Consider the following 25,334-nt stretch of genomic DNA (forward strand, 5'->3'; position numbering starts at 1 on the left):
GGGCCATTTCAAACGGGTGGTATTTTTACAGGGCTTGCGTGGCGGGTGTGCCGCGTCAGATAGTTGTCATGAACGCTTGGTTTTCTTTTGGGGGAAATGCAATGGGCAACGCAACACTTGGCACGTCTACTGGCTGGTCGCTTGCTTATGGAGTGCACAAATGAACCTCGCTTTGTGGTTGGAGCGCACGGCGAAGGTGCATGGTGATCGTCCAGCTTTGTTCCTTGGCGCGACGCAAGTCTATAACTACGCGCAATTTTTACGCGCAGCCCAAGGGCTGTCGGCAGCGCTTGGCGCCCGAGACATCGGCCCAGGTGATCGTGTGGCGATGTTCATGAAGAACTGCCCGGAATACCTTGTGGGGTTTTTCGGCATTTGGGCGCGTGGTGCCGCCGTGGTGCCCATCAATGCCAAGCTTCACGCGAACGAGGCGGCGTTCATCCTTGAAAATGCCGGGGCAAAGCTGTGCCTTGTCACGCCGGAACTGGGTGCTGAGCTCGCTCTGGCGACGACTGTGCCTCTGGTTGATGTGAAAAGCGAAGCCTTCGGCGAGATGTGTGCGCATGCGCCGGTCCCTCTGGTCGCGCGTGAAGACAGTGATCTGGCATGGTTGTTTTACACCTCAGGCACGACCGGCAAGCCCAAGGGTGTCTTTATCAGCCATGGAATGCTGCGATCGACCTCGCTCAGCTTTGTATTGGATTGCGACGAGGTGTCATCGCAGGACGCGGCCTTTTATATCGCACCGATGAGCCATGGCGCCGGGATCTATGCACCCATCCATGTGGCCAAGGGCGCACGTCACATCACACCGGTCTCGGGTGGGTTTGACGAGGTCGAGTTGCTCGACATGGCCCGTGATCATGGTCCGTTGTCAATGTTCATGGCCCCAACAATGGTGCGGCGCGTGACCGATGTCGCCAAGGCCAAAGGCTTGCGGGGCGAAGGGATCAAGACGGTCATTTATGGTGGTGGCCCGATGTATCTGGCCGATATCGTCGACGCGGTGGACTGGTTCGGATCGCGTTTCGTGCAAATCTATGGTCAGGGCGAATGCCCGATGGCAATCACGGCTTTGTCGCGCGATGATGTTGCAGATCGTGATCACCCGCGCTGGCGTGAACGGTTGGGGTCGGTTGGTCGGGCACAAAGCGTGGTCGAAGTGCAGATCGGAGGCACAGACGGCACCCCCTTACCCAATGGCAAAGTGGGCGAGATCATGGTGCGCGGCACCCCGGTCATGCCCGGATATTGGCAAAACCCTGATGCGACTGCGAAAACCTTGGTGAACGGTTGGTTGAAAACCGGGGACATGGGGTTTCTGGACGAAGAGGGCTATCTGACCCTGCGCGACCGGTCGAAGGACGTCATCATTTCGGGCGGCACGAATATTTACCCCCGCGAGGTGGAAGAGGCGCTGCTGTCCCATCCCGAGGTGCATGAGGTCAGTGTGGTGGGCCGCCCCAACGCCGAATGGGGCGAAGAGGTCGTGGCATTCGTGGTCATGACGCCCGGAACTGCGTTCGATCAGGCGGTTCTGGATGCCCACTGCCTTACACAAATCGCACGTTTCAAACGCCCGAAATCCTATATTCAGCTGCAAGAATTGCCCAAAAACAACTATGGCAAGGTTTTGAAGACGGAACTCAGACGCCGTATGGAGGACGCCACATGAAGGATTTGAACGGCAAGACCGCATTGGTCACGGGATCGGTTCAAGGGATCGGACTGGCTGTCGCAAAAAGCCTGGCACAGGCGGGCGCACGGGTGGGCGTGCATGGGTTGGCGACACCGGATGAGGCGGCGCAGGTTTGTGACGAACTTGTCGCTCTGGGTGCCAGTGCGGCGCGGTTCTTTCCCGGCGATCTGCGGGATCTGTCCGCGATCGATGCCATGATGGCCGACGTAGCGGCATGGGGGGATGTGGATATACTGGTCAACAACGCAGGCATTCAGCACACCGCGCCTTTGGCCGACATGCCGCGCGACACATGGTCCGCGATCCTGGATGTAAACCTGTCGGCTGCATTTCACACCATGCAAGCCCTGATGCCCGCCATGGCGGCGCGCGGCTATGGCCGGGTGATCAACATCGCATCGGTTCACGGGCTGGTGGCATCGAAGGACAAGGCGCCGTATGTGGCTGCGAAATTCGGGTTGGTTGGTCTGAGCCGGGTTGCGGCGCTGGAATATGCCAACAAAGGCGACCGCATCAAAGGTGGGGTAACGGTGAACTGCATTGCGCCGGGATGGACAGAAACAGCCATCATCGAGCCACAGATACAGGCGCGCGCCGCATTGCACGGTGGGGATCGCGATGCGGGGATTGCCGATCTTCTTTCAGAAAAACAACCCAGCCAACGGACGTCAGACCCGTCCGAAATCGGCGCGTTGGCTGCGTTTCTGTGTCAGAGGGTGGCCCACAACATTACCGGAACGACCATTCCGATAGATGGGGGGTGGACCGCGCAGTAAGCCCGCGCGGTCCGAGATCTCGTCTATCAGACCGGGCAGGGCCGGGTGCGATAGGTGCCGTCGCCGTTCGAATAGGCGCATTGGTTGGTATAGCTGTTGCGGGCAACCATGATCCCGGCGGCAGCACCTGCCAAGGTTGTCAGCACAGTCCAGTTCTTGTTTGCCCCGATGGCATTGGCCGTGATCAGACCTGCCGCGATACCGGCAACGCCCCCGGCGACTGTTTTTTCCTGATCCGTCAAAGGACGACTCATACAGGCCGAAAGAGCAAGCGACGCGACACAAGCGAGTGTCAGAACGGTTTTCTTCATGATTACCTCCTAGAAGAAATTCTTATTGCACACATAGTTGCGCGTTCGGCTGGCTAAGTGAATGGGGGACTTACGCTTTTCTTTGGGACAAGCGGGAACCTGCCACCAGGGGCAGAAAAGAAAAGAGCCGATGCGTTCGCACCAGCTCTTTTTAAGGATCCTGCAGCCAGCATGCGGGTTTCAAGCAATTAGGCTTGGCGTGGCGGATCAGCAGGCTCAGATCGCGAGGTATTCCATCCGCAAGGCTTCGTTATCCAGCACTTCCTGGGCCGTGCCATCAAACACCACGCTGCCGGTGTCCAAGATAACCGCACGGTCTGCCAGTTCCAGCGCACGCACCGCGTTCTGTTCGACGATCACCGTTGTGATGCCCTGCTCTTTGATGATGTTGAGCGTCTTTTCGATCTCGTCCACGATCACCGGGGCCAGCCCCTCATAGGGTTCATCCAGCAGCAGCACCTTGATGTCACGCGCCAGCGCGCGGGCGATGGCCAGCATTTGCTGTTCGCCACCCGACAAGGTCGTGCCTTCCTGTTTGCGGCGCTCTTTAAGGCGCGGAAACAGATCATAGATCCGGTCTAATGACCAACCCACCGGTTCGATGATCTGGGCCAGTTGCAAGTTTTCTTCAACCGTCAGGCCTTGGATGATCCGCCGGTCTTCTGGCACCAGCGCCATTCCAAGCTGCGCCGCCTCATAGCTTTTGCGGTCGTGCAAATGCTGGTGATCCAGCCAGATTTCACCGTGCGTGAGCATCGGATCGTCCAGCCGGGCAATCGCGCGCAAGGTCGAGGTCTTACCCGCCCCGTTGCGCCCCAGCAGGGCAAGAATTTCACCTTCATGGACGGTGAAACTGACCCCTTGCACGATGTAGCTTTCGCCATAATAGGCATGCAAATCCCAGACCGAGAAATAGGCCGGCGCGGTGGCCGCCTTGTTCTGGAACTTTGAGAAATCGCGTTTCTCACGCTCTGGACGCGCGGCGTCATCAAGCAGTTTGTCTTCAGCCATGTCTGTGGCCTCCCTTAATGCGCTTCGCCAAGATAGGCTTCCCGAACCTTCGGGTGGCCCTTGATGTTTTCAGGCGTGTCTTCAACCAACGGCGTGCCTTGCGCCAGAACAGTGATCCGTTCGGCAAGGCTGAACACAACGTGCATGTCGTGTTCGATGATCGCCATGGTGATATCGCGCTTTTCCTTGATCTCTTTCAGCAAGTCGATCGTGTTGTTGGTGTCAGCGCGCGCCATGCCTGCGGTGGGTTCGTCCAGCAGCAGAAGCTTGGGTTCTTGCACAAGGCACATCGCCATCTCCAGCCGCCGTTTGTCACCGCGCGACATCGAGGCCGCATGCATGAACCGCTTGTCGATCATGTTCACGTCGATCAACATCTGCTCTGCCTTTTCGACCAGCTCCTTTTCGTTCTCGACGCCTTCAAAGGCATGCAAGCGGAAGGCGCCGTCGCGTTTGGCGAAGCAGGGGATCATCATGTTCTCCATGACGTTCAGATCGCTGAAGATCTCTGGCGTCTGGAACACGCGGCTGATGCCCATCTGGTTGATTTCGTGCGGGCTGCGCCCCAGCACCGACTGGCCGTCGAACATGACGCTGCCGGTATCCGGGATCAGCTTGCCGACGAAGCAATTCAGCAGCGTCGATTTGCCAGCCCCGTTTGGACCGATGATCGCGTGGACGGTGTTTTGTTGCACGCTCAGGTTTACATCCCCGAGCGCCTGCAGACCACCGAAGCGTTTGCCCACGCCTTTGACTTCAAGAATTCCCATCTTTCCGTCTCCTTCTTATTCGGCCACGTGAGGGGCTTGTTTCGGTTGGTGTTTGGGATCGTCATCGTCATCACCGCGTTTTTTGGCGAACATCGCTCTGATCCGTTGGCCACCTTCGACAAGGCCACCTGGCAGGAAGATCACGACGATCATGAACAAAAGACCAGATGTCAGGTGCCAGCTTTTGCCGACGAAGAAGTGGCTGATACCGATCACAAAATCCTCAAGCCCGTCAGGCATCCAGCCGAACCAGCCATGCAGAACCTGATCGTTGATCTTGGAAAAGATGTTTTCCATGTATTTGATTACACCCGCGCCAAGGACGGGACCCATCATGGTGCCCACGCCGCCAAGGATGGTCATCAGAACGACCTCGCCCGACGCCGTCCACTGCATCCGCTCTGCGCCAGCCAACGGGTCCATCGAGGCCATAAGACCGCCCGCAAGACCGGCATACATGCCCGAAATCACGAACGCCGCCAAAGTATAGGGCCGTGCGTTCAAGCCGGTATAGTTCAACCGTTGCTGGTTTGACTTGATTGCGCGCAGCATCAGACCAAAGGGTGACCGAAAGATGCGCAGGCTTAAATAGAAGGCCAGGATCGCGATCACGGCACAGAAGTAATAGCCGTTGTTGAACGTGAACACCCAGTCACCCACATTCACCTTCGACGAATTGTTCATCACAATGCCGAAGAAATGGGGGCTGCGTGGCTCGGTTGCGCCCAAAAGCACCTGCGGGTCGTTGGTATAGACCTGAAGACCGGTTTCCCCATTGGTGATCGGGGTCAGCACCGAATAGGCGAGGTTAAAGCTCATCTGTGCGAAGGCGAGCGTCAGGATCGAGAAGTAGATGCCCGACCTTCGCAGGCTGATATAGCCAATCAGCAGGGCGAAGATCCCCGACATCACAATGGCCAGCGGCAAGCCGTAGATCACGTTGTAATCCAAGAGCTTATACATCCAGACGACCGAATATGACCCGATGCCCAGAAAGGCCGCGTGGCCGAAGGACAGGTAGCCGGTAAGCCCAAACAGGATGTTGAAGCCGATTGCGAAAATCCCGAATATGGCAAACCGTTGCATCAAATCCGGGTAGCCCGCATTGAACTGCGCCAGCCCCGATCCTTCGGGGAAGGGCTGAAGCAGGATCGGTGTTGCCATGGTCAGAGCGACGACAATTAGCAAGAAACGGGTGTCTTTTTTGTTGAGTCCTAGCATTGTCTTACTCCTCCATCACGCCTTTGCGGCCCATCAAGCCCCGTGGGCGGGTCAGCAGAATGATAATGGCCACAAGGTAGATGATGATTTGGTCGATCCCCGGGACCATCGACTTGATCCAGTTCATCGAGGCAAAGCTTTCCAGAATGCCGAGCATGAAGCCCGCCAATACCGCGCCGGGCAAACTGCCCATGCCGCCGACAACAACCACAACGAAGCTAAGCACCAGAAAATCCATACCCATGTGGTAATTCGGCGAGTTGATGGGGGCATACATGACACCGGCAAGCCCCGCCACCGCGGCCGCGATGCCGAACATGATGGTGAAACGACGGTCGATATTGATGCCCAGAAGGCCTACGGTTTCGCGGTCTTGCATCCCGGCCCGCACAACCATCCCGAAGGTGGTGAACTGCAGGAAGGCGAAGACGGCACCGATGACGATGGCGGCGAAGAAGAAATAGACCATCCGCCAGTAGGGATAGATGATCACATTGGGATCGAAGCCCATAAGGACGCCGAAATCGAACGAGCCCTTGAACACCTCGGGCGCCCCGGTAGGGATCGGGTTGGCGCCAAAGAAGTGCTTCACAAGCTCCTGCAAGACGATGGCCAGGCCGAAGGTCACGAGGATCTGATCGGCGTGGGGGCGCTTGTAGAAGTGTTTGATCAGCCCGCGTTCCATCACGTAGCCCACGATCAGCATGATCGGGATCGAGAACAGGATCGCCAGGGGCACTGACCAATCTATGATCGCAGCACCTGTTTCGGGTCCGAACCAGCTTTCAAGGTAGGGTGTTTTGACCTTCAACGGGTTGCCCAGAAAATCTTTCTGGTTTGGGTCGACGGTCTCGAAGGACATGCCGAAAATGCGTTGCATGGTGACGGCACAGAAGGCGCCGATCATAAACAACGCCCCGTGGGCGAAGTTCACAACCCCGAGTGTGCCGAAGATGAGTGTCAGGCCCAATGCGATCATCGCATAGGCAGAGCCCTTATCGAGCCCGTTCAGAATCTGAAGAAGAATGGCGTCCATTGTCCCCACCGAAAGATGTGAGTGTCTTGCCCAGAGCCCGATCGGCACTGGCCAGAGTGGGCTGCGCACGTGGTGTGCACAGCCCGTTTTGCATGTTGTGAGCGGTTCGCCTTAGCCGGCGTTACACTGACCCAGATTGCCACCGGCAAACATCGGGTGTTCCGGGTCATAGGTCACCTGATCGACGGGTGTCACTTCGACCACTTCAAGAAGGTCAAACTCCGACGTCGGGTTGTCTTTCCCCTTCACGACCAGCACGTCTTTGAAGCACTGGTGGTCTTCAGCACGGTATGTGGTCTTGCCGTTGCCGAGGCCGTCGAACTCGAACCCTTCCAGGGCTTCGACGACACCGCAGGGGTTGAAGGTGCCCGCGCGCTGACAGGCATCTGCGTAAAGCAGGGTCTGACAGTAAACGGTGTGTGCAGCCTGCGACGGCGGGAAGCCGTATTTGGTGCCGAACGATTTGACAAACGCCTGCGAGCCTTCGTCGGTCAGCGACCAGTGCCAGTTGGTCGACCCAAGGATGCCCTTGATGTTTTCACCAGCACCACGCGCCATCAGACGCGAGAACAGCGGCACGACGATCTCGAAGTTGCGACCGTTGACCTGCTTTTCACGCAGACCGAACTGAACCGCGTTGGTCAGCGAGTTCACCATGTTGCCGCCGTAGTGGTTCAGCACCAGAACGTCTGCGTCAGTCTGCAGAACCGGCGTGATGTAGGACGAGAAGTCGGTGGCCGCCAGCGGTGTTTTCACAGCGTTCACGGTTTCCCAGCCCAAAGCCTCGGTCGCGGCTTTGATCGATTCTTCTTGCGTCCAACCCCACGTGTAGTCGGCGGTCAGGTGATAGGCCTTACGGTCCGTGCCGTAACGCGCGGCCAGCACCGGTGCCAGTGCGGCACCCGACATGTAGGCGTTGAAGAAGTGGCGGAAGCCATTGGCTTTCTTGTCTTTCCCCGTCGTGTCGTTCGAGTGGGTCAGACCCGCCATGAAGATGACGCCTGCTTCTTGGCACAAGCCTTGCACAGCAATTGCGACGCCCGAGGACGAGCCGCCGGTGATCATCACCGCGCCGTCTTTTTCGATCATCGACTTGGCCGAAGCACGCGCAGCGTCCGACTTGGTTTGCGTGTCGCCGGTGACGAATTCGACTTTCTTGCCAAGGATGCCTTCACCGGTCAGTTCTTTCGAGCTGAAGGTGTTCAGCATACCGCCGTCGCCTTCGCCGTTCAGGTGTTCAACCGCCAGCTGGTAGGCGCGCAGTTCGTCTGCACCTTCGTCAGCGTAAGGACCGGTTTGGGGCACGTTGAACCCCAGGGTGACCGAACCGCCTGTGGGTTCGTTCATGTAAGCAGCAGCCGACGAGGCGGTGAAGATCGTCGGAAGCGCAAAGCCAGCACTGGCAATGGCACCGGTCTTCAAGACACCGCGACGCGTCAGGTTCGAATTGGACATAGTGTTCCTCCCGTTTGGATAGTCTGGGCTGTGCCTCCTCTGCACGCGCCCGCCCCATTTTTGCTGGGGGGCCTTTACAAGCCTGGCCTATCTTAGGTGTCGGAAAGAAAATTTCGCAACAAATGCTTTTGATGAAACGATTTTTTTGTAAACAAATGAACACACGCGTGTTAATTAGTGTAAAGTAATTTTCGCGCAGGTGCAGAAAGTGCCCGATAATAATAGGAAAACCCAATGCCCCAGTCCCGCTTGACCGGAAGCCGCATCCGCGAGCGCCGCCTCTTTCTTGGGCAAAAGCAGTCTGGACTCGCGAAAGCTGTGGGAATTTCAGCGGCCTACCTCAACTTAATCGAGCATAACCGCCGCAGAATCGGCGGAAAGTTGCTGCAAGATATCGCGCGCGAACTGGGCACCGATGCGCTGGCCCTGACCGAAGGGGCCGAGGCGGCATTGCTGGGTGCGCTCAGGGACGCCGGGCAGCGCGTCCCCGAGGTCGAGCCGGAATTGCATCGCGCCGAAGACCTTGCCGGGCGGTTCCCCGGCTGGGCAGGTCTTGTGGCGGCTCAACACCAACGCATCCGCGATCTGGAGCAGTTGGTCGAGGCCTTGTCCGACAGGTTGACCCATGATCCTGAACTGGCGGCATCGCTGCACGAGGTTATCTCGGCGGTGACCGCGATCCGGTCAACGGTGGCAATCTTGTCAGGCGGGGGTGATATCGACCCGGACTGGCAGTCCCGCTTTCTTCGCAACATGCGCGAAGAAGGTCGCCGCCTGTCGGGGGCCGCGCAAGGTTTGGTGGAATATCTGGATGCAGGCGCCGATCAGGACATGGCCCCGGTGGTGCCGGGCGAGGAGCTTGCCGCGTTTCTTGACCAGCGCGACCATCATTTGCCTGAGCTGGAGGCTCTGTCGGACGCGCAAGGCGACACGCGCGAGGCTGCGATTGAGGCGTTGGTTGAAAAGGTCGGTGTGCTGGAAACCGCAGAAGCCAAGGATGTGGCGCGGCGGCATTTCCAGCAATACGCGGCCGATGCTGCCGCCATCCCTTTGGACAGGTTGCAGGCTGCCCGTGTGACCGCTCAAGACGACGTCTCTGCACTGGCCGAGCAGTTCGGCCAACCACTTCCCGTGGTCATGCGTCGGCTGGCATTTGTGCCGCCGCCTGATGGCGACGCAATGGTTGGGTTGGTGTCCTGCGATGGGTCCGGATCTTTGTATTTACGCAAGCCATTGCCGGGGTTTGCCTTGCCCCGCTTTGGGGCGGCGTGCCCTTATTGGCCGCTGTATCAGGCGCTAAGCCGCCCCGGCCAGCCCCAGCGCGCGCTGGTCGAACAGCCCGGCCCAACGCCTCGGCGGTTTTTGTGCCAAGCCATCTGTCTTGCGCGCGACACGCTGGTTTTTGACCGACCGCCCGTTCTGGAAGCTGTCATGCTGATCCAGCCGGCCGATGACGCACAGGCGGCCGGGGCCAAGGCGCTTCCCGTTGGATCATCTTGCCGCGTTTGCCCGCGCACAGACTGCGCGGCCCGGCGCGAGGCATCCATTCTGTCGCCCGATCGCTGAGTAGGGCGCGACGCAGGCGCACGTATACGTTGTATTTGGTGCCGGATTTCCCGCCCAATCCCCTGTTTTCTTTGACATGTGAACCCGCTTTGTTGATATTCAGCCGAGCAGCATCGGCGTAGCCCGGTGCTTAGGGGAGGAACGAATGACAAAACAGGTGCTCGTCATCGAGGATGAACCCAATATCGTTGAGGCGATCAGTTTCATCCTCAGCCGCGACGGCTGGAAGGTTTCGACACATGCCAACGGGGAAACAGCAGTGCAGGCCGTGTATGATGCCTCCCCGGATGTCCTGATCCTTGACGTGATGCTGCCCGGACGGTCGGGCTATGACATCCTGAAGGATTTGCGGGCAAATGACGCCACGCGCAAGCTTCCTGTGCTGATGCTGACGGCGCGCGGTCAACGCACGGACCGCGAACTGGCGCAACGTCTTGGTGTCAGCAAATTTATGACCAAACCGTTTTCCAACGCCGAAGTGTTGGAGACCCTGAACGACCTCGTTTCCGGGTGATCCGGCCATGACGGATCGCCGCAGAACGAGGTCCAAACACCCGATCCGCCGTGTAACCGGTCCGCGTCAGTGGCCACTAGGGGCGCGGTTTTGATGCGAACCCCGCGTGAACCGCTGTTTCTGGCCAGGCAAAGCTATCGTCGGCGCAGGTTGGAAGATGCGGCGCGGTTGTTGCCGCTGTTGGGCAGTTTTCTATTCCTGTTACCGCTTCTGGCAAGCGACATTTCGGGGGCCGCGCTGGGAGCCTATGTCTTTGCGGCTTGGTTTTGCCTGATCCTTGCCACGGCACTGATATCGCGTGGCCTTGGGCGCTGGCCGGATGCGACAGGTGGGGATCAATCCGGGTCTGACGCAGACCTGACCCCCGATGGGGCAGACCCACAGTCCGACACTGACCGACCGCCGCACGCGACATCTTCCTTCGAAGGGCGCGACTGATGCTTAGCTTCAACACGCTTGTCGCGGTGTGCCTTGTCTATGTGATGTTGCTGTTTCTGGTTGCCTTTGGGGCAGACAGAAGTGCAGCGCGCAACAAGAACCGGTTTCTTAACTCACCCTTGATCTACACGCTGTCGCTGTCCGTCTATTGCACGGCGTGGACCTTTTACGGTGCGGTGGGCTATGCCGCGCGGTCCGGGCTGGAGTTCGTGACGATCTATCTTGGCCCGACCTTGGTGATGATCGGCTGGTGGTGGTTCTTGCGCAAACTGGTGCGCGTTGGGCGGACGCAGCGTGTGACCTCGATCGCGGACCTACTGTCATCGCGCTATGGCAAGTCAAACCTTCTGGGCGTGATCGTCACGTTGATCGCCGTCGTCGGCACAACGCCCTATATCGCGCTTCAGCTTCAATCGGTAACACTCTCATTCTCGGTCTTTGCACGGGACCGTTCAGCCGGTTGGGTGTTGCCTGATCTGGATGCGACGGCCCTTTGGGTGGCGGGTGGGCTTGCCTTGTTTACCATCTTGTTCGGCACCCGCAATCTGGATGTGAACGAGCGCCACCACGGCGTCGTGACCGCCATCGCGGTCGAGGCCGTGGTCAAGCTGGTCGCGCTTTTGGCGGTCGGCGCTTTCGTGGTCTGGGGCGTTGGCGGTGGGCCATCGGGGATCGCAACGGCGGTCGACGAAGCAATGCGCGCGGCGCCGGGAGAAGCGTGGGCCATCAAGGGCGGGCGCTGGGTTGGGCTGACGTTTCTGTCAGCAGCGGCCTTCTTGACCCTGCCGCGCATGTTTCAGGTGTTGGTGGTCGAAAACCTGGACGAGCGGCAACTGTCCATGGCGTCATGGGCCTTCCCGACCTACCTGTTCCTGATGAGCCTTTTCGTCCTGCCAATCGCCGTTGTCGGGTTGGCGACCCTGCCGGTGGGCGAAAACCCTGATCTGTTCGTTCTGACCATCCCGCTGCACTATGACCGCGACGGTCTGGCGATGCTGTCGTTTCTGGGGGGCTTTAGCTCGGCCACCTCGATGGTGATCGTAGCCTCGATCGCGCTGTCGACAATGGTATCAAACCACATCGTCATGCCGATCTGGCTGTCAACCCGGCCCGGCGGGGCGTCGGTGTCTGGCGACGTGCGTCAGATCCTTTTGACGGCGCGCCGCCTGTCGATCATCGCCGTGCTGGCGCTTGGCTATCTTTATTTCAGAATATCGGGCGGCGGGGCTGCGCTTGCCGCGATCGGGTTGATCTCATTTACCGGTGTGGCGCAGGTGCTGCCAGCCCTTGCGGGCGGGTTGTTCTGGCGGGGGGCGTCGCGCAATGGGGCGGCTGCCGGGTTGCTCACCGGATTTGCGATCTGGGCCTATACCTTGTTCCTGCCCAGCTTCGGCGAGGCCGGGGTGATGAGCGCATCGCTTTTGGCCGATGGACCTCTGGGGATTGGGTGGCTAAAGCCTCAGGCGTTGTTCGGGGTGGCGGGGCTGGACCCGGTCGTGCACGCGATCCTGTGGTCCATGATCCTGAATACGGCGACTTTTGTGACCGTGTCGTTGCTGTCCTTTCCCAGCCCGCTGGAGCGGCTTCAGGGCGCCCAGTTTGTCAACGTTCTGGACCAGTCCGGCCCGGCAAAAGGGTGGACCATGCCGATGGCGACGGCTGAAGATCTGTTGATCATGGCGCAACGGATCATGGGGGCGGACGAAGCTCAGGCATTGTTTCAGGCGCAAGCAGCCTCGCAGGGGAAGGGGGGGTATCTGCCCGACACCACCCCTGATTTCATCGCCCGCCTCGAACGTGAGTTGGCGGGGTCGGTCGGCGCGGCCACCGCACATGCAATGATTGCCCAGATCATGGGTGGGGCGACCGTGTCTGTGGATGATCTGATGGCCGTTGCCGACGAAACGCAACAGATGCTGGAATATTCCCAACGCCTTGAAGCCAAGCAATCCGAACTGACCACGACCGCACGTCAATTGTCTGCCGCCAACGAAAAACTGACCCAACTGTCGATCCAGAAAGATGCGTTTCTGAGCCAGATCAGCCATGAACTGCGCACGCCGATGACCTCGATCCGGGCGTTTTCCGAGATCTTGCGCGACGGCGGCACGGCGCACCCGGATGCTGCTGGCCGCCATGCCTCGATCATCCATGACGAAGCGGTGCGGCTGACCCGTCTGCTGGATGACCTTCTGGACCTCAGCGTTCTTGAAAACGGGCAGGTTGAACTGAACCCGCAACGTGATGTGCTGTCCAACCTGTTGGACCGGTCTGTTTCGGCGACCAGCTCGGTGATCGACGCCGAAGGGCTGCGCGTGCGGCGCTATCCGATGCATGAGCAGGTCGAACTTGTCACCGATACGGACCGCCTGGTTCAGGTGTTCATCAACCTGATTGCGAATGCGGCCAAGTATTGTGACGCGTCTGACAAACAGCTGCGCATCAAAGTCGGGCGTCGCGACGGGGAATTGCGGGTCGATTTCGTGGATAACGGGTCGGGAATCCCTCCCGAAAGTGAAGCGCTGATCTTCGAGAAATTCTCGCGCCTGACAGATCAGGCCGCAGCCGGCGGGGCAGGGCTGGGTTTGGCCATCTGTCAAGAGATCATGGGAAAGCTTGGGGGCACCATCGCCTATCTGCCGGGGCAAAGCGGCGGGGCCTTTCGCGTGACGCTTCCGCTTGAAAAGCCGGCCTGACAGACCGGAAATCAATCATTTGTAAACCTTGTGTTGGCAGACCTAGGGGGACGCTATCAAAACGGACCCTCAATGGCTGACCACGACCAGACCAGTGCGATCCGCCGCAAAGCCGGCGCTGGGCGACCCCCGCCTGAAATCGCGCCTGCCTCGACAACGGGTGCGTTGCGGGTGGCGTTGGTGCGGGCTGCCGAAGACGTGGCCGCACTTGAAATCACGCCGACCCAAATCTTCGAAGACCGGGTGATCCTGTCTTCGGTTGCAGATGATTTGCCCGACCACGCGCTGTTCGCTCTTGTTGAAGGACCAGAAAGCCAGTTCGGGCTGTTCGTCGTCGATCCGGGCTTGTTGGCGGCGCTTATCGAAATGCTGACCACAGGCCGCGTGGTGCCATCGCCCGCAATTCCGCGCGAACCAACGCGCACAGATGCCATCATGTGTGCCGATTTCCTGGACGGGGTGCTTGAGCGGTTTGAAACCGAGATCGCACAAGCCCAGCTGCCAATCGCAACAGCGGCGACGGGGTTTCGGTTCGCGCTGCAACTTGTCGACTATCGCGCCGTCCAATTGGCGTTGGAGGATATCCCCTATCGGCGGTTCTCTGCGTCGCTTGATTTGGGGCGCGGGGCAAAGTCTGGCGCGCTTTCGCTTTTGTTGCCCTATGACCCACCGCGACCCAAGCCAACACTGCCTTCGGACCAAGAAGGGCAGGCGGCCGAGAATGTGGCCGAAGCGATCCTGCAGACCAAGGCAGACCTGAAAGCCGTGTTGCACCGGGTGCACATGACGCTTGACGATGTGTCCGGGCTTGAGCCTGGGATGATGCTGACCCTGCCGCGCGAAAACCTTGGTGCTGTGGCACTTGAAGATCTGGATGGGGCTTGCGTGGTGCTCTGCAGGCTTGGTCAGGCGCAAGGGCAACGCGCCTTGCGGATCGGGCAATCAGACCCGAAGGATCGCGTGGCAGGAGCGGGGCCAAGGGCATTGGACAATAGGGCTGCTCCGCGCACCGAAGCCGACCCGGCGCCGCTGCCAAGACCGGACAAAAGTTCGGATTTACCGCCCAACGTCGACATGACTGAGCCTTCTGAAATGACAGGCCTTTCTGACATGGCGCAGCTGTCAGATCTGTCCGAGCTTGGCGACCTGCCGGACCTTCCAGATTTGCCGGATTTACCCACCGCAGACTTGAACCCCGTGCATTGATCCCCCGGTTGGAATCCGCTTGATATGCATCAAAGCGCGTGCCCCCCGCGAGGCGCAATATCGGTCTGCAAAGGAGGTGCGCCATGGTTGATGTGTCTAAATATCGCGACATGCTGAATGCACGTTTGAAAGAATTGAATGTGCGGCTGCGCGAGATCGAAGAAGAACTCGACAGCCACCAGTCCAAGGACTGGGAAGAGCTTGCCGTCGAACGCGAAGAGGACGAAGTCCTTGAAGGTTTGGGCACATCGGGTCAAGATGAGATCATCAAGATCAATGCCGCGTTGGCGCGCATAGAAGAAGGCGAGTTCGGGTTTTGTGCGACTTGTGGCACCGAGATTTCGTCAGAACGACTTGACGTGCTGCCCCACACCCCTTTCTGCCGCGACTGCGCAGCAAAGCACGCTTGATCTTATCGTGAGTGCGCTTGTTTAGCGCCGTGAAAACGCCACGTCTGGCACCATTTTGGGAGGATGAAATGGCATTTGAAGAGCTTAAGGCCTCGATCAGCTTGATCCTGGATGAAATTGCAAAACGCCCTGAAGATCGGCATGTTTTGCAAGAACAACTTCGAGAGAAGATCTCGGAGCTGGAGAAGATGGGCCAGCCTGTGCCCGAAGATTTCCGCAAGTTCGAGAACGAGCTTGAAGATGATGATGCGGACGATCTGTTCGACAATATGCCCGTGTAGAACGGGCGGATCGAACCGGGTGTCGCGCCGTGGCGGGCATGCAGTATAGCCGACCAAACGGTTGGGAATATTGTGCGGACACGTCGTAGGCATTGACAAACGACCCTTGGATCAGCCCTTTGAGTGTTAGGTTTGACCGGAGGGAATATGGCAGATCAGGTTCAGATGAAAATCGAAGACGGTGTCGCCATCGTCTCGATCAACAACCCACCGGTGAATGCACTGGGGCATGCGGTTCGTCAGGGTCTATTTGAGGCATTTGAAGCTGTCTGCAAAGATGATCTGGTGCGCGCGGTGGTGTTGCGCGCCGAAAACGGCACCTTTCCTGCAGGCGCGGATGTCCGTGAATTCGGTCGCCCGCGCGCCGCGCCCATCTTGTCAGATGTCTGCAACCTGATCGAAACATGCCCAAAGCCGGTGATCGCCGCAGTGCAAGGCAATGCGCTTGGCGGAGGCTTCGAACTTGCTTTGGCTTGCCACTATCGACTTGCCGCACAAGGCAGCAAACTGGGCCTGCCCGAGGTCAATCTGGGTGTGTTGCCCGGCGGTGGCGGCACGCAGCGGGTGCCCCGCATGATCGGGGCGGATGCGGCCTTGAATTTGATGGTAACAGGAAAGGCGGTCTTGGCAGACAAGGCCGCGGCGATGGGTTTGGTGGACAAGGTCATCGAACGCAACCTTGATCAGGCTGCCGTCGGATCGGCGCGCAACATGATTAAGCATGGCACCAAGCCGCGCCCAACCCGCGATCGGCACGCAGGACTTGATGATCCGATGGCTTACATGAAAGCGATCAAGGCGTGGCGCGCGCGAGTATCAGGCAATCCGGTCCCGTCCGTTTCTTTGATCGTGGATTGCGTCGAAGCGGCCCTGTTGTTGCCGTTTGAAAACGGCGTCGCCTTTGAACGCCGATGTTTTGACGATTGCGAACCAGGCCCCGAGGCCACAGCCCTGCGCCATGCCTTCTTTGCAGAACGGCGCGCCGCCAAAGTGCCAGAGTTGGAGGGCGCTCAGCTTCGCAAGGTGGACACGATCGGCGTGGTTGGCGCCGGCACAATGGGAACCGGGATTGCCATCTCGTGCCTTGACGCAGGGTTCCCCGTAACATTGGTCGAACGTGATGACGAAGGCTTGATACGCGGCACGGATCGGATCGTGGCCAACTATGAGAAATCTGTGGCCAAAGGGCGGATCACCTCAGCGATCAGCGAAGACCGACTGGCTCGGCTGCGCGGCACAACCGATATGTCCGAACTCGGTCAGGTGGATCTGGTGATTGAGGCCGTGTTCGAGGACGAAGATGTGAAGCGCGAGGTTTTTGCCCAGCTCGACGCTGTCATGAAGCCCGGCGCAATTCTTGCAACCAATACCTCATATCTGGACATTGATGCGCTTGCCGCCACGATAACGCGGCCCCAGGACGTGGTGGGGTATCACTTCTTTTCACCCGCCCACATCATGCGACTGCTCGAAGTTGTTGTCGGTGCGAAAACCGACAGCGATGTCGTTGCGACTGGCTTTGCGCTTGCCAAGAAACTGCACAAGGTGCCGGTGCGGGCAGGGGTGGCTGATGGGTTCATCGGAAACCGCATCCTCGCAGCCTATCGGCTGGCTGCGGATTTCATGCTCGAGGACGGGGCCAGACCCGCACAGATTGACGCCGCAATGCGGGCCTATGGCTTCCCGATCGGTCCCTATCAGGTGCTCGATATGGCGGGGCTCGACATTTCATGGGCGCGCCGCAAACGATTGGCCGCCACCCGTGATCCGCAGGACCGATATGTGGCGATCGGCGACCGCATGTGCGAGCAGGGATGGTTTGGCCAGAAAGCCGGGCGCGGCTATTACATCCATGATCAGGACGGCGGTCCGATTGAAAACCCCGGCGCACTTGCGATCATCGATGCAGAGCGGCGCGCCAAGGGCATCACGCCGCGCGATTTTGGCACGGAAGAGATCCAGCAGCGTTGCCTGAATGCGATGGCGAACGAGGGCGCGCGTTTGCTGGAAGAGGGGATCGCCCTGCGCCCCTCGGATATCGATGTGGTTTTGCTGTTCGGGTATGGCTTCCCGCGTCACCGCGGCGGCCCGATGATGTCAGCCGATCAGCGTGGCCTTCTGGTGGTTCAAAACGCGTTGAAAGCCTGCCAGTCGGAAGAGCCAAAATTCTGGGCGCCCTCTGCGCTTTTTGACAGATTGATCAAAAACGGGCGTCATTTCAGCGATATGAACTGACATGTCGCGGAACAGGTCAGGACAGCGATACACCCAAGATCACGCACATCAAGCCGATCACGGACAGTCCCAAAGCACCCATGTTCAAAGCCATGGCCTTTTGAACGCGCGCGCGCAGTTCGGCATCTTCCAGCCCGGCGCGTTTGGCCTTCATGACCTTGACGGCGCTGGCGATTAGTCCAGCAAGCCCGACAAGCGACAAGACTGCGCCTAAGATGATCAGCCACTCCATGTGTGCCTCCGGTGTTGCGTGTGTTCGCCTAGCGCGTGCGCGTCAGTGGTGCAACCCCCTCAACATCTGCCAGCCCTCGTTTTCGGTGCGTCTGCACCCTTGAAGCGGACAAAGGGACGGGCTAGTCAGGGGCAACCCGAGCAAGAGGATCCCATGGACGAAAATCAAGCCGACAACAGCTATCGTGTCACCGCCAACGAGTTGCGCCAGTTCGTCGAACGAATTGAACGGCTCGATATGGAAAAGAAAGACATTGCCGAGCAACAAAAAGAGGTTATGGCCGAAGCGAAATCGCGTGGCTATGACACCAAGGTGATGCGCAAGGTGATCGCCCTTCGCAAGCGCGACAAGGACGACATTGCAGAAGAAGAAGCCGTGCTGGAAATGTATAAAGAAGCGCTCGGCATGTAGCGCGGCCAACCGGCGAGCCGCACGGAAAGCCCGCTTTTGGCGGGCTTTTTTTGTATCATGCGGTCAACAGCGTGACGCCCGGAATATGCGATATCCTGTCCATATCCTGATCATAGGTCGCCGTCAGATCATCAACCAACTGGTCAGACCAACCGGGCAGATCTATCTCCATCTCCAACTCGGAATCGATGGCATATTTATCAAGGAATGCCGTCAGGATGCGCCGGCGCTGCCCCTCGTTCTGGATGGGGTTGGCTTGCAGGTAGTCCGTAAGCCGCTTCATGCCGTCGGGGTGAGTGATCTTTTCCAGAATATCCAGACTGCCCTCTAGGGGTGTTTCGGGGGCTATGCCCGAAACCGCGTGCATGACGTCGGACCAGATCAAGGGCGTGTCTTCATCGCACCAGACGGTGATCTGGGTTTCGGGGTTTGACTCGCGAATGGCCAGAAGGATGTCGGACCAGAACAAGGCACGCGGGTCAAGCTGTGCCATGATCGCATTGCGTTGGGCATCGCTTAGGGCGCTCAGCACCGAAGGCACAAAGGTGGCCGGGTTGCGCATGCCGATGAAAAACGAAACCGTATGATCGCAAAACAGGTATCGCAACCGCTGGGTGTTGCGTTTTGCCAAGTGATAGAACTGTCCATGTTCCAAGGCCCGGTGCGGCGCGCCAAGGAAGTTTTTGTGCCCCAGTACCAGCCGTTTTGCGTCTTCGTTGTCAACAAATGCCTCGAACAGCATTTCCTGTGTTTCCGCATCCGCGCGTGCGCCATCCAGCTTCACCAGAACATCGGCCATCAATCCGCGATAGCGCCCGGGACCGGGCAGCGCGATCCCTTCTTGTGTCATCGCCCCGCCATTTTTCAGAAGAGATCTGATCAGTTGATCTTCATCTGTGTAGTGAGCGCCGAGATGAAACGAGATATGCATGTTTTGCGCGGTCCTTTTCGCTCGAATGACGCAAACATATGTTGGTTTTCTGGACAGTTAAACCTGTTTCGGGCTAAAGAGCCAGGATATGACCGACCAAAAGACTCAGAATGTAGCACCCAGAAGTGCCCTATGGCTGCCGAACCTTTGGTCGTTGGGTGCTTTGCTGATTGCTCTTCTCGTCTTGCTGCCCATCCTGTCGATCGTCTGGTTGGCGCTTACACCCGCCGAGAATGCGTGGCCGCACCTGATGAACACCACCTTGCCGCGCTATGTCTCCAATACGCTGATCCTGTGCCTGACCGTTGGGGGGATGTCTGCGGCGGTGGGCACCGGGTCGGCTTGGCTGATCACCATGTATCGCTTCAGGGGCGCGCGCTGGCTGGAATGGCTGCTGCTGACGCCACTTGCGATCCCTGCTTATGTCGGGGCCTATGCGCTGGTTGATTTTCTTGAATATGCGGGGCCGGTCCAGACCGGCTTGCGTGCGCTTTTTGGCTGGCAAAGCGCGCAGGATTACTGGTTCCCCGAGATCCGGTCGCGCTGGGCGGCAGTGGTCGTGCTGGCGGCGGCGCTGAACCCCTATGTGTTTTTGCTGGCCCGCGCGGCGTTTCGCGAACAGTCCGGTGATGCCTACGAGGTGGCGCGCGCGCTGGGCGCTGGTCCCTTCGCGCGGTTCTGGCGGGTTGGCCTGCCATTGGCGCGCCCCGCCATCGCAGCCGGTGTTGCGATCGTGATGATGGAGACCGTGTCGGATTTCGGCGTGGTCGACTATTTCGCGGTCCAAACCCTGACCACGGGCATCTTCACGGTTTGGCTCGAAAGCCACAACGCAGGTGGCGCGGCGCAGATCGCAATGGTCATATTGGTGTTTGTCTTCCTTTTGGCTGCGCTGGAAAAGATCAGCCGGTCGCGCAGCCGGTTCTATCGGATGTCGCGCCAAAGCCGCCCCGTCGAACCCCGCCCGCTGTCGGGTTGGGCCGGGCTCTGTGCAACCATCGCTTGCGCGATCCCCTTCGTGGTTGGGTTTGTCTTGCCCGTTGGAGTCCTGATCGGTCATGCCATCGCAAAACCGGAATACTGGTTTTCAAACGGGTTGGGGTCGGCGCTGTTGCACACTTTGACAGTTGGAGGCATCGCCGCTGTCGTCACGGTGCTGGGCGCGTTGTTTCTTGTCTATGGAGTGCGCCTTTCCGGGCACGCATTGCCGCGCAAGCTCATGCCGCTGACGACGATCGGATATGCCGCTCCCGGAGCGGTTTTGGGGATCGGAATTCTGATCCCCATGGCAGCAGCCGACAATGGCTTGGCAGACGGCGTTCTGGCGCTGACCGGGTGGGATCCTGGCTTGTTGATGACGGGCACAGCCTTTGCGGTCATCTACGCCTATTGCGTTCGGTTCTTCGCCATCGCCCAAGGCGCAACCGATGCCGCGATCGAGCGTGTTTCCCCTAACCTTCCGATGGCAGCCCGGTCACTTGGGCGCTCAGCCCGCGGCACGTTGAGTGAGGTCTATGTGCCTCTGATCCGAAACTCGGTCGGCACTGCACTGCTTTTGGTCTTCGTGGACAGCGTCAAAGAGCTTCCGGCAACGCTTCTTCTGCGCCCGTTCAACTATGGCACACTGGCCACGCGCGTCTATGAACAGGCGTCGCTTGAACAGCTGGGACAGGCTGCACCACCCGCCCTGATGGTGATCGCAGTTGGCCTTTGCGCGGTGGCCTTGATGGCGCGCGCAAGTCGCTGATGAAAGCTTTCACTTGATCCCCGCGCCAGAACATCTTAAATGCGCCCTGTGCCCCTATAGCTCAGCTGGTAGAGCAACTGATTTGTAATCAGTAGGTCCGCGGTTCGAGTCCGTGTGGGGGCACCATTTACACCGCAATATCAACATCTTGCGCGATTCTGCGCTGCGGCGAAATTCGGCTCAAAAAATCCGGAAGCATATCGGAAGCAGGTATTGGGCTGTTGCAGGCGCGATACGGTCAAGCGATAGATTCGTTCGAGCAGCGCTACTATTCGCACCGGCAATCGAGACCCAGATCGTAATAATTTTCCTCCACGCACAATAACTCCTGACGGGGAAAACCGAGTCGCTCACCATCGAGATCAACGATGAAACCACCATTCGCCCAGCACCAACCACCGCCACCTAAAACTTCAGAATAGGCGTCACAACTACGGCCAAGATAGATCACTTCGGTTCGGCGTAGAACTTGCGTGTTTGCACCTTGTCCGATGAAACGAGAGACAGGCGCTTTCGACCGCAATATATAGCCGTTTGAGTTGCAAGACAGCTCGTAGTCGTGTCCCGACGCTGATGTGCGGACGGGTTCTCCGTTGCTCGCTGATGTTGAAGCACAAAGTGCAATCGCAATTGCTAATGACAAACGCATAGTTGATCCTTTTTCGGAGCAGTTCTGGAATATGGCCGATTTACATTTCATCTAATAGTTGAGTGCAAGACTTGTTGCATGACTTCAGCCCATTTTTTCAGAACGTGCATAACAAAACCTTCTTTCAGAGGTTGTGATTGGTTTGTGTCCTTCAAAGTGGCAAATTCAGATTGCACCTTTCACCCTTGGCGGGCATCGTCGGCAAAAGCGGTTTGACGTGGTGCCTATGCAGACGATTTCAGAATTTATTGAGCGGTGGAAACAGTCGGGTGGATCGGAACGCGCCAATTATGGTCTGTTCCTTAATGACCTGACAGAAGCCCTTGGGCTGGAAAAGCCACTGCCTGTCACCGACACCGACGCAAATGACCACTACCGGCTGGAACGGCCTGTGGCGTCTGCGATCATCGGCGAAAGCTCAAAGAAATACATCGACCTTTACCGGCGCGGATCATTCATCCTTGAAACCAAGCAAGGCACGCATGGCAAGTCGGCGGACCCCGACCAACTGACGCTGCCCAATGTCTCGAATGTGAAACGTGTGGGACATGGGGTGCGCGGCACACGGGCTTGGGACAAGATGATGGTCAAGGCGCGGGGGCAGGCCGACAATTATGCCCGTGGCATCGCGCGCGAGGATGGCTGGCCACCTTTCCTGATCGTCTGCGACGTGGGGTATGTGTTCGAACTTTATGCCGACTTCTCGGGCCAAGGCCACGGATACACCCAATTTCCTGACGGCAATTCCTTTCGCATCTTTCTGGACGATCTGGAAAAGCCTGAAATCCAAGACCTGTTTCGCGCGATCTGGAATGACCCGCTGTCGCTGGACCCATCCAAAACCGCCGCCAATGTCACGCGCGAGATTGCGGACCAACTGGCGCTTCTGGGCCGGTCGTTCGAGAAACAGGGGCATGAACCCGACAAGGTTGCCGCCTTCCTGATGCGCTGCCTGTTTTCGATGTTTGCCGAGGATGTGGACCTGATCCCGCATGACAGCTTCACCGACCTGTTGAAAGACATGGCGAACGACCCTGACAACGCGGCCCCCGCGCTGGAAAACCTTTGGCAGACCATGAACACGGGCGGGTTTTCCGCGATCCTTAAAACCAAGGTGCTGAAATTCAATGGCGGGCTGTTTGCGGATGCGGATGCGCTGCCCTTGGACAGTCAGCAAATCGCGCTGCTGATCGGGGCGGCCAGCAAGGATTGGAAAACCGTCGAACCCGCGATTTTCGGCACCCTGCTGGAACGCGCGCTGGACAAACGCCAACGGCACAAGCTGGGCGCGCATTACACCCCGCGCGCCTATGTGGAACGGCTGGTCATGCCGACGGTGATTGAACCGCTGCGGCGCGATTGGGATGATGTGCAGACCTCGGCCTATGCGTTGGCGGAACAGGGTAAAATGGACAAGGCGCGCGAGACTGTGCACGCCTTCCACCGCAAGCTGGCAGACACCCGCGTATTGGACCCGGCCTGCGGGTCGGGCAACTTTCTGTATGTCGCGCTGGAATTGATGAAACGGCTGGAAGGCGAGGTCACCGCCCTGCTGGAAGAACTGGGTGAGGAACAGACCGCCCTGTCGCTGGCATCCTTTACCGTGGACCCGCATAACTTCTTGGGGATCGAACTGAACCCGTGGGCCGCGCGGGTGGCGGAACTGGTCTTGTGGATCGGATACCTGCAATGGCATTTCCGAACCTATGGCAAGGCCGCGCCCGCCGAACCCGTGCTGCGCGACTTCCATAATATTGAAAACCGCGACGCCGTGCTGGACCACGGCGACACCACCCCACGCATGGTGGATGGCGTCAAAGTCACCCGCTGGGACGGGATCACCACCAAACCCCACCCCGTGACGGGCGAGGAAGTGCCGGACGAGACCGCGCGGGTCGATGTGCTGGACTATGCCAGCCCGAAACCCGCCACATGGCCCGAGGCCGATTTCATCGTCGGCAACCCGCCGTTTATCGGTGCCAGCCGGATGCGTGACGCGCTGGGCGATGGCTATGCCGAGGCGCTGTGGTCCGCTTACCCCAAAATGCCGAAATCAGCGGATTTTGTGATGTTCTGGTGGGAAAAAGCGGCGGCGAAAGCGCGGGCGTTTAATGCGAAAACCGGAAAGGGTGCGCGCCGGTTTGGGTTCATCACCACCAATTCCCTGCGTCAGACCTTTAACCGCAAAGTGTTGGAACCGCATCTGGGCGATCCCAAGAAACCCCTGTCACTGATCTATGCTATTCCCGACCACCCTTGGGTGGATGCGTCGATGGGCGCGGCGGTGCGGATCGCGATGACCGTGGGTCGCGCCGGACGGCATGACGGGCGGTTGTTGACCATTGCCGAGGAACATAAAGGCCAGACCGAGGATGAAGGCCGCGTGGTCCGCTTTGACGAGGAACGGGGCAAGATTTTTGGGAACCTGCGGACTGGCGCGGATGTGGCCGGGGCGAAGGCGTTGAAGGCGAATGAAGGGTTGGCGATCAAAGGTATGCAACTCAATGGGCAGGGCTTTATACTTGATGATGCCGCCGCGCTGCCGTTCATCAAAAGAAACCCAGAAATCTCAACTTACTTGCGTCCGTACATTAACGGCGCTGACCTTAAGGATGGGCGAGTCTACCGAAAAGCATTTGATTTCTATCCATTGCAAAAGACTGAAATTTCCAATCGGTTTCCTGATGCCTATCAGCACCTTCTCGACAACGTCAAACCAGAACGCGACGAAAACGCAGACCCATGGCGTAAAGAAAACTGGCAATGGTTTGGTCGTACACATGAGACATTCCGCAAGGCAACTTCCGGACTGTCTCGCTATATTGGAACAACGCGCACGGCGAAGTTCCGACTATTTTCGTTTGTCGAACCGAATGTGATTAGTGAAAGTAAAGTTGTTGTCATTGCATCGGAGGATGCTTTTGATTTGGCGGTAATTTCTTCCCAAGTACATGAAAAATGGTCGCTTTCAGCAGGCGGATGGCTTGGTGTGGGGAATGATCCCACCTATAATCACAGTGCTTGCTTTAACCCCTTCCCCTTCCCAACCCCCACCGACGCGCAGAAGGCCACGCTGCGCGCGTTGGGCGAGGAACTCGACGCGCATCGCAAGGACAGGCAGGCCGCGCATCCCAAGCTGACGCTGACGCAGATGTATAACGTGCTGGAAAAGGTTCGGGCCGAAGAGCCTTTGACCGACAAGAACAAAGAGGTTTACGACCAGGGCTTGATCGGGTTGCTAAAAGACATTCACGACCGGATCGACGCCGCCGTCGCCGATGCCTATGGCTGGCCGCATGACCTGAGTGACGACGACATCCTGCACCGACTGGTCGACCTGAACGCCGAACGCGCACGGGAAGAGGCCGCAGGCAAAGTCCGCTGGCTGCGCCCGGACTACCAAAACCCGTCAGGGGCCGAGGCACGGGCGAAATCTGGCAAGCTCGACCTTGGCGATGCGCCGGTCGATGCCAAGGACAAACCCGCATGGCCCAAATCCATGCCCGATCAGGTCGCCGCCGTGCGCGATGCGCTGTCGGACTTGAAGGAAGCCACGCCCGAACAAATTGCACGATCCTTCAAACGCGGCCGCGCGGCCTCGGTCATTCCGCTTCTGGACAGCATGACCGCGCTGGGTCTGGCCGAACGGGTGGATACCGGCACCTACCGCGCCACGCGCTGACCGCTACATAAGATAAGCGCCCTATGTAACATTACATAAGGCGCTTTTCGTGGTCTG

22 protein-coding genes and 1 tRNA gene are annotated in these 25,334 nt (G+C 58.6%); 14 read left to right on the forward strand and 9 right to left on the reverse strand.

Annotated elements, in window-relative coordinates:
* Nucleotides 1–160 precede the first annotated feature (160 nt).
* Both ACXYMP_RS06775 and ACXYMP_RS06780 read left to right on the forward strand, forming a co-directional pair.
* Nucleotides 161–1,675, forward strand: coding sequence for a class I adenylate-forming enzyme family protein (locus ACXYMP_RS06775; RefSeq protein WP_458905172.1), 1,515 nt, complete (start codon nucleotides 161–163; stop codon nucleotides 1,673–1,675).
* Complete coding sequence (locus ACXYMP_RS06780; RefSeq protein ID WP_298569699.1) at nucleotides 1,672–2,475, forward strand: 3-hydroxybutyrate dehydrogenase; 804 nt, start codon at nucleotides 1,672–1,674, stop codon at nucleotides 2,473–2,475. Before ACXYMP_RS06775 ends, ACXYMP_RS06780 begins: the two co-directional genes overlap by 4 nt.
* Before the next feature lie 26 nt (nucleotides 2,476–2,501).
* Here ACXYMP_RS06780 and ACXYMP_RS06785 read toward each other — a convergent pair whose 3' ends face one another.
* The 6 genes from ACXYMP_RS06785 to ACXYMP_RS06810 all read right to left on the reverse strand — a co-directional run bounded on the left by ACXYMP_RS06785 (nucleotide 2,502) and on the right by ACXYMP_RS06810 (nucleotide 8,279).
* Nucleotides 2,502–2,786, reverse strand: a complete 285-nt coding sequence (locus ACXYMP_RS06785) for a glucose-6-phosphate isomerase (RefSeq protein WP_298569696.1) — start codon at nucleotides 2,784–2,786, stop codon at nucleotides 2,502–2,504.
* A 216-nt stretch (nucleotides 2,787–3,002) separates the two neighbouring features.
* A complete protein-coding gene (locus ACXYMP_RS06790) occupies nucleotides 3,003–3,797 on the reverse strand; it encodes an ABC transporter ATP-binding protein (RefSeq protein ID WP_298569693.1) in 795 nt (264 codons plus the stop codon).
* Between the two features lie 14 nt (nucleotides 3,798–3,811).
* Entirely contained in the window at nucleotides 3,812–4,567 is a 756-nt protein-coding gene (locus tag ACXYMP_RS06795; protein ID WP_298569690.1) for an ABC transporter ATP-binding protein, read from the reverse strand.
* Between the two features lie 15 nt (nucleotides 4,568–4,582).
* Nucleotides 4,583–5,788 carry a branched-chain amino acid ABC transporter permease gene (locus tag ACXYMP_RS06800; RefSeq protein WP_298569687.1) on the reverse strand — a complete coding sequence of 402 codons (1,206 nt, stop codon included), beginning with the start codon at nucleotides 5,786–5,788 and terminating at the stop codon, nucleotides 4,583–4,585.
* 4 nt (nucleotides 5,789–5,792) lie between these two features.
* On the reverse strand, nucleotides 5,793–6,824 hold the full coding sequence (locus ACXYMP_RS06805) for a branched-chain amino acid ABC transporter permease (RefSeq protein ID WP_298569684.1): 1,032 nt from the start codon (nucleotides 6,822–6,824) through the stop codon (nucleotides 5,793–5,795).
* A 111-nt stretch (nucleotides 6,825–6,935) separates the two neighbouring features.
* A complete protein-coding gene (locus ACXYMP_RS06810; RefSeq protein WP_298569682.1) occupies nucleotides 6,936–8,279 on the reverse strand; it encodes a substrate-binding protein in 1,344 nt (447 codons plus the stop codon).
* Between the two features lie 234 nt (nucleotides 8,280–8,513).
* On the opposite strand from ACXYMP_RS06810, the gene ACXYMP_RS06815 reads away from it, so the two are divergent.
* The 8 genes from ACXYMP_RS06815 (at nucleotide 8,514) to ACXYMP_RS06850 (ending at nucleotide 17,625) form a co-directional block, all read left to right on the forward strand.
* Nucleotides 8,514–9,845: a helix-turn-helix transcriptional regulator gene (locus tag ACXYMP_RS06815; protein ID WP_298569679.1), complete on the forward strand. Its 1,332-nt coding sequence runs from the start codon at nucleotides 8,514–8,516 to the stop codon at nucleotides 9,843–9,845.
* A gap of 145 nt (nucleotides 9,846–9,990) precedes the next feature.
* Nucleotides 9,991–10,359: a response regulator transcription factor gene (locus tag ACXYMP_RS06820; RefSeq protein WP_458905177.1), complete on the forward strand. Its 369-nt coding sequence runs from the start codon at nucleotides 9,991–9,993 to the stop codon at nucleotides 10,357–10,359.
* A 93-nt stretch (nucleotides 10,360–10,452) separates the two neighbouring features.
* On the forward strand, nucleotides 10,453–10,797 hold the full coding sequence (locus ACXYMP_RS06825) for a hypothetical protein (protein ID WP_458905179.1): 345 nt from the start codon (nucleotides 10,453–10,455) through the stop codon (nucleotides 10,795–10,797).
* On the forward strand, nucleotides 10,797–13,493 hold the full coding sequence (locus tag ACXYMP_RS06830; protein ID WP_298569673.1) for an ATP-binding protein: 2,697 nt from the start codon (nucleotides 10,797–10,799) through the stop codon (nucleotides 13,491–13,493). The genes ACXYMP_RS06825 and ACXYMP_RS06830 overlap by 1 nt, the downstream gene beginning before the upstream one ends.
* Nucleotides 13,494–13,565: 72 nt before the next feature.
* Complete coding sequence (locus ACXYMP_RS06835; RefSeq protein WP_458905182.1) at nucleotides 13,566–14,699, forward strand: FliM/FliN family flagellar motor switch protein; 1,134 nt, start codon at nucleotides 13,566–13,568, stop codon at nucleotides 14,697–14,699.
* An 83-nt stretch (nucleotides 14,700–14,782) separates the two neighbouring features.
* Nucleotides 14,783–15,109: a TraR/DksA family transcriptional regulator gene (locus tag ACXYMP_RS06840; protein ID WP_298569669.1), complete on the forward strand. Its 327-nt coding sequence runs from the start codon at nucleotides 14,783–14,785 to the stop codon at nucleotides 15,107–15,109.
* 29 nt (nucleotides 15,110–15,138) lie between these two features.
* The gene (locus ACXYMP_RS06845; protein ID WP_458905184.1) at nucleotides 15,139–15,390 is read left to right on the forward strand and encodes a hypothetical protein; all 252 of its coding nucleotides are present in this window, start codon (nucleotides 15,139–15,141) and stop codon (nucleotides 15,388–15,390) included.
* 147 nt (nucleotides 15,391–15,537) lie between these two features.
* Nucleotides 15,538–17,625, forward strand: coding sequence for a 3-hydroxyacyl-CoA dehydrogenase NAD-binding domain-containing protein (locus ACXYMP_RS06850; protein ID WP_458905186.1), 2,088 nt, complete (start codon nucleotides 15,538–15,540; stop codon nucleotides 17,623–17,625).
* A gap of 16 nt (nucleotides 17,626–17,641) precedes the next feature.
* Here the strand turns inward: ACXYMP_RS06850 and ACXYMP_RS06855 are convergent, their stop codons facing one another.
* Nucleotides 17,642–17,857 (reverse strand): hypothetical protein, encoded by a 216-nt coding sequence (locus ACXYMP_RS06855; protein ID WP_458905188.1) that lies wholly within the window; start codon nucleotides 17,855–17,857, stop codon nucleotides 17,642–17,644.
* Nucleotides 17,858–18,010: 153 nt separating this feature from the next.
* Here ACXYMP_RS06855 and ACXYMP_RS06860 point away from each other — a divergent pair, with 153 nt between their 5' ends.
* Nucleotides 18,011–18,268, forward strand: a complete 258-nt coding sequence (locus ACXYMP_RS06860; protein ID WP_298569662.1) for a DUF2312 domain-containing protein — start codon at nucleotides 18,011–18,013, stop codon at nucleotides 18,266–18,268.
* 55 nt (nucleotides 18,269–18,323) lie between these two features.
* Here the strand turns inward: ACXYMP_RS06860 and ACXYMP_RS06865 are convergent, their stop codons facing one another.
* Complete coding sequence (locus ACXYMP_RS06865) at nucleotides 18,324–19,199, reverse strand: hypothetical protein (RefSeq protein ID WP_298569659.1); 876 nt, start codon at nucleotides 19,197–19,199, stop codon at nucleotides 18,324–18,326.
* 88 nt (nucleotides 19,200–19,287) lie between these two features.
* Between ACXYMP_RS06865 and ACXYMP_RS06870 the strand changes: the two genes are divergently transcribed.
* Together ACXYMP_RS06870 and ACXYMP_RS06875 are read left to right on the forward strand one after the other, a co-directional pair.
* Nucleotides 19,288–20,946 (forward strand): ABC transporter permease, encoded by a 1,659-nt coding sequence (locus ACXYMP_RS06870; RefSeq protein ID WP_298569657.1) that lies wholly within the window; start codon nucleotides 19,288–19,290, stop codon nucleotides 20,944–20,946.
* 50 nt (nucleotides 20,947–20,996) lie between these two features.
* Nucleotides 20,997–21,072: transfer RNA gene (locus ACXYMP_RS06875), tRNA-Thr, on the forward strand.
* A gap of 142 nt (nucleotides 21,073–21,214) precedes the next feature.
* Here the strand turns inward: ACXYMP_RS06875 and ACXYMP_RS06880 are convergent.
* Nucleotides 21,215–21,595 carry a hypothetical protein gene (locus tag ACXYMP_RS06880; protein ID WP_458905192.1) on the reverse strand — a complete coding sequence of 127 codons (381 nt, stop codon included), beginning with the start codon at nucleotides 21,593–21,595 and terminating at the stop codon, nucleotides 21,215–21,217.
* 226 nt (nucleotides 21,596–21,821) lie between these two features.
* Between ACXYMP_RS06880 and ACXYMP_RS06885 the strand changes: the two genes are divergently transcribed.
* Nucleotides 21,822–25,277 carry a class I SAM-dependent DNA methyltransferase gene (locus ACXYMP_RS06885; RefSeq protein ID WP_458905194.1) on the forward strand — a complete coding sequence of 1,152 codons (3,456 nt, stop codon included), beginning with the start codon at nucleotides 21,822–21,824 and terminating at the stop codon, nucleotides 25,275–25,277.
* The last annotated feature ends 57 nt before the right edge of the window (nucleotides 25,278–25,334 follow it).

This window comes from Aliiroseovarius sp. CAU 1755 (genome assembly GCF_054482655.1).

Coding starts and splice junctions, on each gene's coding strand:
- ACXYMP_RS06775 (WP_458905172.1), top strand. CDS start 161: ATGAACCTCGCTTTGTGGTTGGAGCGCACGGCGAAGGTGCATGGTGAT.
- ACXYMP_RS06780 (WP_298569699.1), top strand. CDS start 1,672: ATGAAGGATTTGAACGGCAAGACCGCATTGGTCACGGGATCGGTTCAA.
- ACXYMP_RS06855 (WP_458905188.1), bottom strand. CDS start 17,857: ATGGAGTGGCTGATCATCTTAGGCGCAGTCTTGTCGCTTGTCGGGCTT.
- ACXYMP_RS06795 (WP_298569690.1), bottom strand. CDS start 4,567: ATGGGAATTCTTGAAGTCAAAGGCGTGGGCAAACGCTTCGGTGGTCTG.
- ACXYMP_RS06825 (WP_458905179.1), top strand. CDS start 10,453: ATGCGAACCCCGCGTGAACCGCTGTTTCTGGCCAGGCAAAGCTATCGT.
- ACXYMP_RS06835 (WP_458905182.1), top strand. CDS start 13,566: ATGGCTGACCACGACCAGACCAGTGCGATCCGCCGCAAAGCCGGCGCT.
- ACXYMP_RS06860 (WP_298569662.1), top strand. CDS start 18,011: ATGGACGAAAATCAAGCCGACAACAGCTATCGTGTCACCGCCAACGAG.
- ACXYMP_RS06840 (WP_298569669.1), top strand. CDS start 14,783: ATGGTTGATGTGTCTAAATATCGCGACATGCTGAATGCACGTTTGAAA.
- ACXYMP_RS06870 (WP_298569657.1), top strand. CDS start 19,288: ATGACCGACCAAAAGACTCAGAATGTAGCACCCAGAAGTGCCCTATGG.
- ACXYMP_RS06810 (WP_298569682.1), bottom strand. CDS start 8,279: ATGTCCAATTCGAACCTGACGCGTCGCGGTGTCTTGAAGACCGGTGCC.
- ACXYMP_RS06790 (WP_298569693.1), bottom strand. CDS start 3,797: ATGGCTGAAGACAAACTGCTTGATGACGCCGCGCGTCCAGAGCGTGAG.
- ACXYMP_RS06880 (WP_458905192.1), bottom strand. CDS start 21,595: ATGCGTTTGTCATTAGCAATTGCGATTGCACTTTGTGCTTCAACATCA.
- ACXYMP_RS06850 (WP_458905186.1), top strand. CDS start 15,538: ATGGCAGATCAGGTTCAGATGAAAATCGAAGACGGTGTCGCCATCGTC.
- ACXYMP_RS06865 (WP_298569659.1), bottom strand. CDS start 19,199: ATGCATATCTCGTTTCATCTCGGCGCTCACTACACAGATGAAGATCAA.
- ACXYMP_RS06785 (WP_298569696.1), bottom strand. CDS start 2,786: ATGAAGAAAACCGTTCTGACACTCGCTTGTGTCGCGTCGCTTGCTCTT.
- ACXYMP_RS06815 (WP_298569679.1), top strand. CDS start 8,514: ATGCCCCAGTCCCGCTTGACCGGAAGCCGCATCCGCGAGCGCCGCCTC.
- ACXYMP_RS06800 (WP_298569687.1), bottom strand. CDS start 5,788: ATGCTAGGACTCAACAAAAAAGACACCCGTTTCTTGCTAATTGTCGTC.
- ACXYMP_RS06830 (WP_298569673.1), top strand. CDS start 10,797: ATGCTTAGCTTCAACACGCTTGTCGCGGTGTGCCTTGTCTATGTGATG.
- ACXYMP_RS06805 (WP_298569684.1), bottom strand. CDS start 6,824: ATGGACGCCATTCTTCTTCAGATTCTGAACGGGCTCGATAAGGGCTCT.
- ACXYMP_RS06820 (WP_458905177.1), top strand. CDS start 9,991: ATGACAAAACAGGTGCTCGTCATCGAGGATGAACCCAATATCGTTGAG.
- ACXYMP_RS06885 (WP_458905194.1), top strand. CDS start 21,822: ATGCAGACGATTTCAGAATTTATTGAGCGGTGGAAACAGTCGGGTGGA.